The organism is Actinoplanes awajinensis subsp. mycoplanecinus (assembly GCF_001509495.1).
GTDB lineage: Bacteria > Actinomycetota > Actinomycetes > Mycobacteriales > Micromonosporaceae > Actinoplanes > Actinoplanes palleronii.
In genome coordinates, this window is the sequence record NZ_LLZH01000011.1 from 15,944 (window position 1) to 28,907 (window position 12,964).

The window sequence follows — 12,964 nt, forward strand, 5'->3', positions numbered from 1 at the left end:
ACAAGCAGTAGTCGTCCGAACTGCTCTGGCCGAGCACGACGAGGTGCCCGAGGGGTCGGCCGCGAGCATCTCCACCGGCGTGATCGCCATCCGCGACGCCGCCGACCTCGCCCGGGTCTCCCAGGGCGCGATGTCCGTACCGTCAGCAGCACCGCGGCTTCGCGCATGGGTCTATGGAAGGTCTCGTGAGCGGGCTGCGACGTCGGCGTCGGAGCAGAATCCTGTTCTTCGTTGTTTGAGGCACATCAGGCCGACCAGCGATCCGTCTGCGGTGACCACTGCCGCGCGTCGGCTTCCCCGGCTGATCATCAGGCCGTGAACCACAGCCGTCGGGGTGTCCGGCGACACCGTACGGTCCACGAGCGTCGACCAGGCCAGTGCCGGGCCGAGGGTTCCCGGTGGCGGGAGGTCGGTCCGCGTCAGGGTCCCGGCAAGCCTCCTGCCCTCGGTCAACAACACCAGGTGCACATGGTCGTTGTGCAAGGCTGCCCGCGCGTGCACGATCGAGGCATCGGCAGGAAGTGTCTTCGGATGCCGGAGCATGACCTCACGGACCGTCGTCTCGGTCCCGGTGGTGCTCTCGTGAAGGTCAAAGGTGCTCTCGTGAAGGTCAAAGCCGGGTTCGCCGGCATCAGGCAGGCGCGTCTGGGGACTCATGGGGAGATGCGGTCCCAGCCGCGCCGCGGCCGGTGGCTGCCCAGCTGTTCGTCACGGGTGCGGTAGACGATGTAGGGGCGGGTCAGGTAGCCGACGGGTGCGCTGAACACGTGGACGAGCCGGGTGAACGGCCACAGCGCGAAGAGGCCGAAGGCGAACAGTGCGTGCAGCTGGAAGCCCAGTGGCGCCTGCGCCATCAAGCTGGCGTCAGGTTGGAAGGCCAGGAACGAGCGGTACCAGACCGACACGCCCTCACGGTAGTTGTACTCGCCCCCGATGGTCATGATCGAGCCGGCGATGGTGTTCCACATGCCGAGCGTGATCACGATCGCGAGGAACGCGTACATGACCTTGTCCATGCGAGTGGTCGCGGAGAACACGGGACCGACCGTGCGGCGGCGGTAGATCAGGATCACCATCCCGACCAGCGCGGCGACGCCGGCGAGCAGACCGCCCGCGACGGCCACCACGTGATAGGTGTGCTCGCTGATCCCGACCGCGTCCGTCCAGGACTGGGGCACGAGCAGACCGATGACGTGGCCACCGACGACGCCGAGCATTCCGAAGTGGAACAGTGGGCTCCCGATGCGCAACAGCCTGCTCTCGTAGAGCTGGCTCGACCGGGTGGTCCACCCGAACTTGTCATAGCGGTAGCGCCACACATGCCCGACGACGAAGGTCGTCAGGCAGACGTAGGGAACCACGATGAAGAGGAACTCGTTCATCGGCGTGCTCCTGGGAATGAGGGCATGGACAAGAAGGTCGGTTTTGGTGCGGCGCCCGCGCTGAACTGCGGCGCGGCGAACGGCGCCAGCCCCACTTCCTCTTCCGGAGGGCCTTCGGCGGCGAGCCGGCGTACGGCGTCGCGCTCATCGCCGCGCAGGGCCGGCAGCGTCGCGGTGACTGCGTCGATCAGGGCCGCCCAGGGGGAGCCCAGGTCGGTGAGCGAGGCGCGCAGCAGCTCGAGCCCGGCCCGGTGATCGAGCATCAGGCCTCGGCCTCGCTCCTGGTCCACCGTCGCCGCGAACTCCAGCACCACGCAGAGGTGATCGGGTAGCTCCGAGTCCTCGAGCTCGTAACCGGCGCTGAGGTAGGTCTGCTTGAACCGCAGCAGGGCCAGCCCTCGCTTGCGGGTGTCCCCGTGGGCGAAGTAGGTGAGGAACAGATTGCACCGGCGACGGTTGTCGAACGTCTCGACGTACTCGGCCTGCAGCTGCGGTAGGGGAGTCTGTTCCAGGTGGTCCGCGAACCCGAGGATCGAGTCGGCGATGGCCGCCGGCAGGCTCCGGGCGGCGCCGCGGATCAGGTCGAGACGCGCCAGCGTTGCGGGGTTCGGATAGTCGAGAAGCAGCGACACCGACTGCCAGACGATGGTCAGCTCGTGCGGCGCGAGGCCGGCTTTCGGTCGACGGCTCACGAGTCGGTCTTCTTCGGCGGGAACAGTCCGGCGGGCGAGCCCTTGCCGTCCCAGTTCAGGAGGTTGACGCGCTTGTCCTTGTCGGCAGGCGACGCGAGCGTGTCGGCTGTCTGGCGTTCCTGGAGCATCTGGAAGTTCTCGACGGCGATCGGCGTCGGTGCACCGGAGCCCTCGCCGAAGAGGTCCTGCTGCCCGCCGCCGTACGCGGAGACCGAGCATTCGGTCGCCAGTTCCTCCAGGGAGTGCGCCTGTTCGGCGTGCGCGGCAGGGATGACGTAGCGCTCGTCGTACTTGGCGATCGCGAGGAGCCGGTACATGTCGTACATCTGCTCTTCGGTCATCCCGACCGCGGCCGGGATGGCGCCGTTCGGATCCCGGCCCATGTTGATGTCGCGCATGTAGCAGCGCATGGCGGCCAGCTTCTTGAGCACGGCGTCGACCGGACCGACATCGCCCGCGGTGAAGAGTTCCGCGAGGTATTCGATGGGGATGCGCAGGGCGTCGATCGCCGCGAACAGGTTGCCCTTGTCCTCGGCATCCTCGCCGGTCTCCTGGACGACGTCCACCACGGGGGACAGCGGTGGGATGTACCAGACCATCGGCATCGTGCGGTATTCCGGGTGCAGCGGCAGTGCGACCTTGTAGGTGTTGATCAGGGCGTAGATCGGGGAGCGTTGTGCGGCCTCGATCCAGTCGCGGGCGATCCCGGCCTTCTCCGCCTCCCGCATCACGTCGGGGTCGAACGGGTCCAGGAAGACCTCACGTTGCGCCTCGTAGAGACCGTGGTCGTCCTCGGTCGACGCCGCCGCCAGCACCTTGTCCGCGTCGTAGAGCATCAGGCCGATGTAGCGCAGCCGGCCGACGCACGTCTCGGAGCAGACCGTCGGCAGGCCGACCTCGATGCGCGGGAAGCAGAACGTACACTTCTCGGCCTTGCCGGTCTTGTGGTTGAAGTAGATCTTTTTGTACGGGCAGCCGGACACGCACATCCGCCAGCCCCGGCACTTGTCCTGGTCGACCAGGACGATGCCGTCCTCGGCCCGCTTGTAGATCGCCCCGCTGGGGCACGACGCCGCGCACGACGGGTTCAGGCAGTGCTCGCAGATTCGCGGCAGGTAGAACATGAAGGTCTGCTCGAACTCGAACTTCACCTTGTCGGCGATCTTTTTCAGCATCGGGTCGCGGTGCGCGGTCGCGGTGGATCCGCCGAGGTCGTCGTCCCAGTTGGCCGACCACTCGATCTTCATGTCCTTGCCCGAGATGAGCGACTTGGGACGGGCGACCGGCGTGTGCTCCTGAGCCGGGGCGTCGGTGAGTGTGGAGTAGTCGTAGGTCCACGGCTCGTAGTACTCGCCGATCGAGGGGAGCTTGGGGTTGGAGAAGATCGTGAGGAGCTTCTTGAACCGCCCGCCACCCTTGAGCACCAGCCGGCCGCGTTTGTTGCGCTCCCAGCCGCCCTTCCACTTCTCCTGATCCTCGTACGTCCGCGGGTAGCCCAGGCCGGGGCGGGTCTCCACGTTGTTGAACCAGATGTATTCGGTGCCGGTGCGGTTGGTCCACGCCTGTTTGCACGTCACCGAGCAGGTGTGGCACCCGATGCACTTGTCGAGGTTCATCACCATCGCCATCTGGGCCATGACGCGCATGTCAGTACTCCACGTTCTGTGAGCGCTTGCGGATGACCGTGACCTCGTCGCGCTGGTTGCCGGTCGGGCCCAGGTAGTTGAACGCGAACGTGAGTTGGGCGTAGCCGCCGATGATGTGTGACGGCTTCACCAGGATCCGGGTCAGGGAGTTGTGGATGCCGCCCCGTTTGCCGGAGGTCTCGGCGATCGGTACGTCGATCAACCTGTCCTGTGCGTGATACATGTACACCGTGCCCTCGGGCATCCGGTGCGACACGATGGCCCGGGCGACCACGACCCCGTTGCGGTTGACCGCTTCGATCCAGTCGTTGTCCTTGATACCGACCTTGGCGGCGTCCCGGTCACTCATCCAGATGTTCTGGCCTCCGCGTGAGAGCGACAGCATGAACAGGTTGTCCTGGTACTCCGAGTGGATGGACCACTTGTTGTGCGGGGTCAGGTACCGCACCGTGAGCCCCTCCACCTCGCCGGCTCCCGCCCCGTCGGAGACGTTGCCGAGCGACGGTTCCGAGAACAGTGCCGCCATGTTGAGCGGTGGCCGGTAGACGGGCAGGCCCTCACCGAGCTCGGTCATCCAGTCGTGATCGAGGTAGAAGTGCATCCGGCCGGTCAGGGTGTGCCAAGGCTTCTTGCGCTCCACGTTGATGGTGAACGGCGAGTACCGTCGCCCGCCGGTCTCGGAGCCCGACCACTCCGGTGAGGTGATCACCGGCACCGGGGGGCCCTGGGTGTCGGCGAAGGTGATCTGCTTGCCCTCGTGTTCCTCGGCGAGGTCGGCCAGCCGGACCCCGGTGCGCTTCTCGAGCGTTGTGAACCCCTGGGTGGCCAGCTGCCCGTTGGTGGTCCCGGACATGGCCAGGATCGCCTCGCAGACGTTGACGTCCTTCTTCAGCGACGGCCGCCCGTCGGCCACGCCACCACGCACGGCGCCGTTCTTGCGCCGCAGGTAGTCGACCTGCGCTCCCAGCTCGAAGGTGACGCCCTTGGTGGTGGCGCCGAGGGTGTCGACCAGGGGGCCGAGCGCGTTCATCTTCTCGGCGATCGCCCCGTAGTCGCGTTCGACCTCGACGATCTTGGGCATGGTGACGCCGGGGATCGGCTCGCACTCGCCCTTCTTCCAGTCACGCACGACGCCGTGCGGGTTGGCCATCGCGTCCGCCGTGTCGTGGGTGAGAGGGACCGCGACGACGTCCTTGCGCACGCCGAGGTGGACGGCGGCGAGCTCGCTGAACTTCGCCGCGATGCTCTGCCAGGCGTCCCAGTCGGTCCGGGTCTGCCACGGCGGCGCGATCGCCGGGTTGAAGGAGTGCACGAAGGGGTGCATGTCGGTGGTGTTGAGGTCGTGCTTCTCGTACCAGGTCGCCGCCGGGAGAACGACGTCGGAGAAGATCGTGGTGCTGGTCTGCCGGAAGTCGATCGTCATGAGCAGGTCGAGCTTGCCCTCGGGCGCCTCGTCGCGCCAGGTCACGTCGACCGGGCGCTGGTACGCCGGCGTCTCGGTCGCCCGCACCGACGAGTCGGTGCCGAGCAGGTGCTTGAGGAAGTACTCGTTGCCTTTTCCGGACGAGCCGAGCAGGTTGGCCCGCCAGATCGACAGGATGCGCGGGTAGTTCTGCGGTGCGTCCGGGTCCTCGCCGGCGAAATCGAGCTCGCCGGACTTGAGCTGCTCCACGACGTACGCGCCCACCGGTTGGCCGGCGGCGGCCGCATCGTCGGCGAGGTCGAGCGGGTTGCGGTCGAACGTGGGGTACGACGGCATCCAGCCCATCCGTGCGCTCTGGGCGATCACATCGGCCGTGGACTTGCCCGCCAGCTGCCCCTTGCCGGTGGTGGCGGAGAGGGTGTCGGCGCCGAACTGGTCGTACCGGAACTGGTTGGTGTGCAGGTACCAGAAAGCCGTCTGGATCATGTTGCGCGGCGGCCGGTTCCAGTCGAGGGCGTTCGCGATCTGCGTGTAGCCCGTGATCGGGCGGACCTTCTCCTGCCCGACGTAGTGCGCCCACCCGCCGCCGTTGACGCCCTGGCACCCGGTCAGGTTGGTCAGGGTCAGGAACGCCCGGTAGATCGTGTCCGAGTGGAACCAGTGGTTCGTGCCGGCCCCCATGACGATCATCGAACGGCCCCGTGACTCCTCGGCGTTCGCGGCGAACTCCCGCCCGATCCGGGCAGCCGTAGCGGCCGGGACACCGGTGATCACCTCCTGCCACGCGGGGGTGTACGGCGCGTCCGCGTCGTCGTAGCCGCGGGCCCATTGCCCCGGCAGGCCGTCACGGCCGACGCCGTACTGGGCGAGCAGCAGGTCGAAGACCGTCGTGACCAGGTGCCCGTCGACCCGGCGGACCGGGACGCCGCGGGGCAGGTCAGCGGCCGCTCCGTCCGCGGTGTCGAAGCGTGGCATCCGCACCAGAACGGTCTCCTCGGCACCGTCGAGCAGCGAGAGCCGCGGGTCGACGTCACCGAGTTCGAGGTTCCACCGGCCGATACCGGCGTCACCGAACCGGTGACCGAGCGAGCCGTTCGGGACCACCGGCTCATCGGTGCGCGCGTCGATGAGAACGGTCTTGAAAGCGGCGTTCTCCTGCGCCGCACCGGCCGAGGCCAGGTCGGCGGCCGTCAGGAACTTGCCCGCGGTGAACGCACCGTCACCGGCATCGTCGAGCCGCACCAGGTACGGCAGGTCGGTGTAGGTCTTCACGTACTCGGTGAAGTACGGCGTCTGCCGGTCGACGAAGAATTCCTTGAGTACGACGTGGCCCATCGCCATGGCCAGCGCGCCGTCGGTGCCCGGCTTGGCGGGCAGCCACTCGTCGGCGAACTTCACGTTGTCGGCGTAGTCGGGAGCGACCGCGATCACCTTCTGGCCGCGGTAGCGGGCCTCGGTCATCCAGTGCGCGTCGGGGGTGCGGGTGACCGGCAGGTTGGAGCCCCACATGATCAGGTAGCCGGCGTTCCACCAGTCACCCGACTCGGGAACGTCGGTCTGGTCGCCGAAGACCTGCGGGGAGGCGACCGGGAGGTCGGCGTACCAGTCGTAGAAGCTCAGCATCGAGCCACCGACCAAGTTGATGAAGCGTGCCCCCGACGCGTGCGAGACCATCGACATCGCCGGAATGGGCGAGAAGCCGGCCACCCGGTCGGGACCGTACTTCTTGATCGTGTGCACGTGCGCGGCGGCGACGATCTCGCACGCCTCCTCCCAGGTGGCGCGCACGAGGCCACCCTTGCCGCGGGCGGACTTGTAGGCCTTCGCCCGTCGCGGATTCTCCACGATGTGCTCCCACGCGCGTACCGGATCACCGTCGTGCTGGCTCTTGGCCTCGCGGAACATCTGGAGAAGGACGCCGCGCACATAGGGATAGCGGACCCGGGTCGGCGAGTAGGTGTACCAGGAGAACGCCGCACCGCGGGGGCAGCCGCGGGGCTCGTACTCCGGGGAATCCGGACCGACCGACGGGTAATCGGTCTGCTGGGTCTCCCAGGTGATGATGCCGTCCTTGACGTAGACCTTCCACGAGCAGGACCCGGTGCAGTTCACCCCGTGAGTCGAGCGGACCACCTTGTCGTGGCTCCACCGGTCCCGATAGAAGTCGTCGGCCTGCCGGCCACCCTGCTTCGTCAGCGTCCGGAGGTCATCGGAGACCGTGCCCTTGGTGAGGTAGCGACGGGTACGCACCAGGGCCTCGCTCAGCGGACCGTCCAAACCCGGCTGATCAGGGTGTCCCGAACTGCCGGTGTTGTCGCGGGCGTTCTGGCTGGGCGTCATGAGCTGGACATCTCCTCGTCGCGCCGATGCGCGGTTCGGCGTACGACGGTCAGGGTCAGTGGCAGGGTCGAGGCCGCGATCGCCGACACCCCGCGGATGTGCGAGTAGCGCACCCGGGCCGGCGAGGAGGTGTACCAGGAGAGCACCGCGGGGCGCGATGATCGACCGAGACGTCGACCCGGGCGGAGAATCTGTGGGTGCCGCATGGTCAGCGGCCGGGAGCGGGCAGCAGAGTGCCGACCCTCGTGCGGATGGTGTCGACGGCGTCCCAGTCGTCCGGGTTCAGATTGGCGAGCGCGGCCGGGAAGACGCCGTCCTGCTCTTTGAGGATGTGCTCGCGGAGCAGTTCCAGGGTGGCGATAAGCCGGCCGGGCCAGGTCGGGTCGGTGGGCGTTCCGTGCGCGGCTTCACCGAGGACCGCTTCGATGTGCCGGTGGTCGGCCAGCAAGGCCGTGACGTGGTCAGGGAAATCGGCGGCCAGCGCCGGGAACAGGCCGTGCTCTTCGACCTGCGTGTGCGGCTCGAGGACAGCCGTGATCCGGCAGGCCAGTGCTGCCATGCGCGCGTTGTCGGTCGCCGCATGGGCGCCGTGGACTTCGCCGATGAGGTTGACGACCAGGTCATGTTCGCGGGTCAGATCGTCGATGGCGGTGATGGCCTGGCAGCCGCAGTACTCACACATGGGCGGCGCTCCCGTTGACCGTGGTGCCCCGGTCGGCCGGTAGGCCGACGCTTTTGGCGACAGCGGTCACCGTCAAGGCCAGCGCGGCGAGGGCGACGAACGCGAGGGCGGCCAGGCCGAAGGCATACGAGTCGTACTGCTCGTACAGGGCACCCATGATCAGCGGTGGGACGAACCCGCCGAGGCCGCCTGCGGCGCCCACGATGCCGGTGACCGAGCCGACCTTGTTCTGCGGTGCCAGCAGGGCGACCAGCGCGAAGGTCGCGCCGCTACCGGTGCCGAGCGCCGCCGCCATGGCCAGGAACGCGATCGTGCCCAGCGGCGCGAGGTTCGGGGTGAACGCCGCGGTGGCCGCCCCGATGACCACGACGGCGAGCGCCGAGGCAAGGACACGGGTGGGGCCGAGCCGGTCGGACAACCAGCCGCCGACCGGGCGCATCACCACGGCGAGCAGCACGAACCCGGCCATCCGGTTGGCCGCGTCGGCCGGGGCCAGCCCGTAGGCTGCCTTCAGATAGGCCGGAAGGTAGACCGAGAACGCGACATAGCCGCCGAACAGGACCGCGTACAGAGCTGCCGCCTGCCAAGTGATCCGCAGCCGTGCGGTGTCCGCCAGCCGCTGCGCCAGCGGCTCGGTCGGCACGATCCGGCCGGGTGCGTCACGTAACAGCAGCGCCGTCAGCGCGGCGTAGGCGGCCAGGGCGATCGCGGTGACGATGAACGGGGTGGCGATGCCGTGGGCGGTGACGAGTTTGACAGTGGTCAGCGCGCTGATCGCGGTGCCGCCCATGCCGACGCCGAACAGCCCGATCGCCAGACCCCTGCGCTGGGGCGGGAACCAGGCGTTGACGACCGGTACGCCGATGGCGAACGCGGTGCCGCCGATGCCGAGGAAGAACCCGCCGACCAGCAGCCCGGTGAACGACGAGTGCCCGGACAGGCCCAGATAGAGCACCGGGACGATGGTGGTCAAGGAGACCAGCGGGAACATGACCCGTCCGCCGAACCGGTCGGTCAGCGCACCGACCGGGATCCGACCCACGGAACCGACGACGACCGGCACCGCGACCAAGAGAGCTTGCTGGAACGCGCCGAGTTGGAGAACATCCTTGAACCTGGGTGCCAGCGGGCTCAGCAGCGCCCAGGCCCAGAAGTTGACCGCGAACCCGACGGTGGCCAGGACGAGCGTCACCACCCGCTGCCGTCCCGTACCAGCGCTGGGTTGTCCTTTACTCATCGTCGTCTCCACGTCTCGTTCGCGTCACTGGTATCGATGTCATCGACTCAGGCCGTCCGATGCGACGCCTCGGTCAGGATTCAGGCTTTCAAGCCCCGGGAACAGGGCCGTTGGTCCCCACTCGCGTGGGTCGGACAGTCCGGCACCAGGTGAGATTCGGTTCGCCGAACGAGGTTCAGGCTGGCTCCGCAACCTGTTCCAGGCGGATCTGCCACATGTCAGGCCCGGACTGCAGCCACGGGGCGTCGATCTGTGCGCCGAAGCGGTCGCCGATCTCCGCGAGGACCAGGCGGAGAGCGTGTGAGGCGACCAGGATGAACAGTGCGGCTACCGTGGACCGTACCAATCCGTGCCGCTGGTCGTGCTCGACTTCGCGCACGTCAAGACCGCGGTCGGCACCCTGTACCGTGCCGGAACCCGGTACAGGTCCTAGACGGCGTCCAGGCACCGATGAAGCCGGGCCAGTCCCTCGTCGATGCGGCGCGCGTCGATCATGCCGTACCCGAAGACGATGCCCGGCGAGTCGGGTGCCGCGGTGGCGATTTCCGAAAAGCTCGCCACACCGATGCCGGCTGCCTGGGCCCGGATGAGCGCGTCGGCAACGGTGGCCTCCCGCACCATCGCGCTCAGGTGCAGGCCGGCCGTGGACGGCATGGCCGTGAAATGCGCCGACAGCGGGCCGGCGAGCGCGGCCGCGATGCGTTCGTGGCGCTGCCGGTACACCCGGCGGACCCGCCGTAGGTGCCGGGCGAAGACGCCCTGCTCCACGAAATCCGCCATGGCGGCCTGAATCGGCAGGCCGGTGTGCCAGTCGGTGAGGAATTTGGCGGCGTGCAGGGCATGCCGCAGCGACGGCGGATGCAGCAGGAAGCCGAGCCGCAGCGTGGGCAGCAGTACTTTCGAGAACGACCCCACGTAGAGGACGCGGCCACTGCGGTCGAGGCTGTGCAAGGGCTCCAGCTGCTGTTCGGTGTAGCGGAACTCGCTGTCATAGTCGTCCTCGACGATCGCCGCGTCGTGCCGTTGCGCCCACGCGAGCAGCTCGACACGGCGCCGCAACGACAGGGCCACACCAGTCGGGTACTGGTGCGACGGCGTCACGTAGACCAGCCGTGCGTCGGCGGGCAGCGCGTCGACGATCAGGCCCTGCTCGTCGATCGGTACACCGATCACCCGGGCGCCCTGGGCCTCCCACACCAGCCTCGGCGGCGCGTAGCCCGGTTCCTCGACCGCTGCCGTGGCGCCGGGCTCGAGCAGCACCCGCCCGATCAGGTCGAGTGCTTGCTGCACACCGCAGGTCACCAGCACATCCTGCGGATTCGTCTCGATGAACCGGGCCGTCCGGAGATGACGGGCAATGGCGGTACGGAGCCCTAAATGGCCGGCCGGCTCGACGGGCATTCCGGTGCCCACCGCCGACAGCCGGAACTGGCCGGCCAGAAGGCGGCGCCAGGCCGCGTACGGGAACAGCCGCGCGTCGGGCGCACCGACCCGGAAGTCGAACTCCGGAGCCGTCCCGAAATCGGGCGGCACCGGCATCGACTGCAGCGCCGCGCGGGGGGTGAGCGGGCCGGACGGCAGCTGAGACAGGACCGGCTCCACCAGGGACAGTGTGGTGACGAAGGTCCCAGCACCGGCCCGGCTGGTCAGGTAACCCTCGGCGACCAGCCGGTCATAGGCAGCCGTCACGGTGTTACGCGAGACCTTCAGCTGCTCGGCCAACTCCCGGCTGGACGGCAATGCCTCGTTGCGGCGCAGTCGGCCGTCCAGGACGGCGTCGCGCAACTGCCGATAGATCTGGCCCGCCAGCAGCCCCGCGGTCCGGTCCAGCCGAACGGCTACATTCACGCTCGTAGATCCTAAGTGGCACCGTCAAGACGCTCTCGAATTGGCTCTGGGATGTGAATACCAGGACTTTTACGGTGGTCGACAGTAGACCGAAAGCGGTCGGCACTTGGTGAAACGACGGGGGTATCAAGTGAGACGACGTGCATGGAAGACACTTATCGCCGTGGCGGTCCTCGCCGGACTGACGGTTCCGATCGGCGGGGCCGCCCAGGCCGCACCGAGCCAGGACGCGGCGCTGGCGAAGGCGCCCAACGCCGCCGTCCGGCAGCAGATGCGCGACCAGCTCGACCGCGCGCCGGCCGGAAAGGTGACCGGGCCGGCCCAGATCACCTACGGCAACGGGGCGTTCGTCGTCGACTTCGCCCCTGAGGTCGGCGCCACCGGCGCGGCAGCGCTGGCCGCACCGAACTGTCCGCAGTACTGGGTCTGCTTCTACGACCTGACCAACTACGGCTATCCGCGCGGCAAGCTTCAGGACTGCGGCCAGCAGGACCTGGCGACGTGGGGCTGGCGCAACCGGGCCAACTCCGCCCACAACAACCACACCGCGTCGTCGCAGCTCTGGGACGTCGACGCCTACATCGGCTACGTCGACCTGGCGAGGGGTGAGGCCTTGGCGGACTTCGGCACCGCCAAGAACAGAGTCGACCTGATCAACATCAACTGCGGCTAGGTTCGGCCGCCAGAACGTGGCCGGCCCATCGAGATGATCGACCCATCCCGCAGTCCAGGAAGCCACCGGCTTCCTGGACTGCGGGAAGCTCCCGAACGGGGGAGCAGCCCCTTTCGGGAGCTTCCCCACGGCGAGTAGGCGACCCCCGGAAACCCCCTGTGGCTTCTGTGCGCCCCGCGCCGCCTGGTTCGCTTCTTCCACCCCAGGGGTACGGCGTGAAGGTTCCGCCGCGACTCCCCGGCGATACCGGCGCTCAACGCGGTCCGCGCCTGCTGTCCGCGTGTGACCACGGTGCGGACGGCAGCGAGAAGCGCCCGCTACCCGCGACTGATCGCCTGAGTCATGCCGGCGATCCGTCCAGTGAGGGGGTCATCCGCTCGGTCGCAGCGGTGTAGGTGGGACGTCTGAGCTGCCCCTGATGCCGACCACAGCGATTCCACAGGGCTTTCGTCTGCTCCGGTCCGGACACTCATCGGCAAGCCCGCCCTGGTGTGCCCGACTTCGGCAACTGCTTCCCATCGGGACTGCCCCACGGGGGGACAGTCCCGATGGAAAGCGATTGCCGGGTCCGCAGATGAACGTGCGGAACACCAGACGCCGGTGGATCGGACCCACGTGTCGCCGTTGTCCACATCGACTTTTCGCAGCCTGTGAAGTCAAGAGTAAATCAAGGATTTAGTAGCTTGAATCTACGTAAATGGGCGGCACCCTTCATCGCGTTGGCGATGGTGGCAGCCAGTGCCCTTGTGGTAACTCCCGCCGAGGCCGGCGTCGCGACCCACACGACCACGATCGAGGACACCGACGCGAGTCACATGGTGTTCTCGGCCGGGTGGAGCGATTGTTCCGGTAACTGTGCCAACGCCGCGGACAACCATTTCAAGTGGACGTCGACGGCCGGCGCGACCGCGACCGTGACGTTCACCGGTACCCAGGTTGTGTTGTACGGGATGAAGGAGCCGTTCGCCTACATCGCGACTGCCAAGATCGATGGCGCGGCGGCGACCGACGTGGACTACTACGCGGCGAGCACCAGCGCGA

12 protein-coding genes are annotated in these 12,964 nt (G+C 67.9%); 2 read left to right on the forward strand and 10 right to left on the reverse strand.

The window, feature by feature from the left end:
* Positions 1-171: 171 nt before the first annotated feature.
* From ADL15_RS50970 to pdxR, 10 genes are all read right to left on the reverse strand, one after another.
* A complete protein-coding gene (locus ADL15_RS50970) occupies positions 172-657 on the reverse strand; it encodes a CBS domain-containing protein (RefSeq protein WP_083970861.1) in 486 nt (161 codons plus the stop codon).
* Entirely contained in the window at positions 654-1,382 is a 729-nt protein-coding gene (narI, locus tag ADL15_RS03215; protein WP_067684981.1) for a respiratory nitrate reductase subunit gamma, read from the reverse strand. Before narI ends, ADL15_RS50970 begins: the two co-directional genes overlap by 4 nt.
* Positions 1,379-2,074, reverse strand: coding sequence for a nitrate reductase molybdenum cofactor assembly chaperone (gene narJ / locus ADL15_RS03220; protein ID WP_067684983.1), 696 nt, complete (start codon positions 2,072-2,074; stop codon positions 1,379-1,381). Before narJ ends, narI begins: the two co-directional genes overlap by 4 nt.
* Positions 2,071-3,720 (reverse strand): nitrate reductase subunit beta, encoded by a 1,650-nt coding sequence (gene narH, locus ADL15_RS03225; RefSeq protein ID WP_067684985.1) that lies wholly within the window; start codon positions 3,718-3,720, stop codon positions 2,071-2,073. The genes narJ and narH overlap by 4 nt, the downstream gene beginning before the upstream one ends.
* A gap of 1 nt (position 3,721) precedes the next feature.
* Positions 3,722-7,396 carry a nitrate reductase subunit alpha gene (locus tag ADL15_RS03230; protein ID WP_232343873.1) on the reverse strand — a complete coding sequence of 1,225 codons (3,675 nt, stop codon included), beginning with the start codon at positions 7,394-7,396 and terminating at the stop codon, positions 3,722-3,724.
* Between the two features lie 83 nt (positions 7,397-7,479).
* Positions 7,480-7,629 carry a hypothetical protein gene (locus tag ADL15_RS52585; RefSeq protein ID WP_157441129.1) on the reverse strand — a complete coding sequence of 50 codons (150 nt, stop codon included), beginning with the start codon at positions 7,627-7,629 and terminating at the stop codon, positions 7,480-7,482.
* Positions 7,630-7,691: 62 nt separating this feature from the next.
* The gene (locus ADL15_RS03235) at positions 7,692-8,165 is read right to left on the reverse strand and encodes a hemerythrin domain-containing protein (RefSeq protein WP_067684989.1); all 474 of its coding nucleotides are present in this window, start codon (positions 8,163-8,165) and stop codon (positions 7,692-7,694) included.
* A complete protein-coding gene (locus ADL15_RS03240; RefSeq protein WP_067684991.1) occupies positions 8,158-9,402 on the reverse strand; it encodes an MFS transporter in 1,245 nt (414 codons plus the stop codon). Before ADL15_RS03240 ends, ADL15_RS03235 begins: the two co-directional genes overlap by 8 nt.
* Before the next feature lie 175 nt (positions 9,403-9,577).
* The gene (locus ADL15_RS50975) at positions 9,578-9,781 is read right to left on the reverse strand and encodes a DUF2249 domain-containing protein (RefSeq protein ID WP_198170489.1); all 204 of its coding nucleotides are present in this window, start codon (positions 9,779-9,781) and stop codon (positions 9,578-9,580) included.
* 50 nt (positions 9,782-9,831) lie between these two features.
* Positions 9,832-11,250 (reverse strand): MocR-like pyridoxine biosynthesis transcription factor PdxR, encoded by a 1,419-nt coding sequence (gene pdxR, locus ADL15_RS03245; protein WP_067684993.1) that lies wholly within the window; start codon positions 11,248-11,250, stop codon positions 9,832-9,834.
* A gap of 163 nt (positions 11,251-11,413) precedes the next feature.
* On the opposite strand from pdxR, the gene ADL15_RS03250 reads away from it, so the two are divergent.
* Positions 11,414-11,923 (forward strand): peptidase inhibitor family I36 protein, encoded by a 510-nt coding sequence (locus ADL15_RS03250; RefSeq protein ID WP_067684994.1) that lies wholly within the window; start codon positions 11,414-11,416, stop codon positions 11,921-11,923.
* Between the two features lie 683 nt (positions 11,924-12,606).
* Positions 12,607-12,964, forward strand: a 358-nt coding sequence (locus ADL15_RS03255; RefSeq protein WP_198170490.1) for a hypothetical protein, incomplete at its 3' end; no start/stop codon positions are given.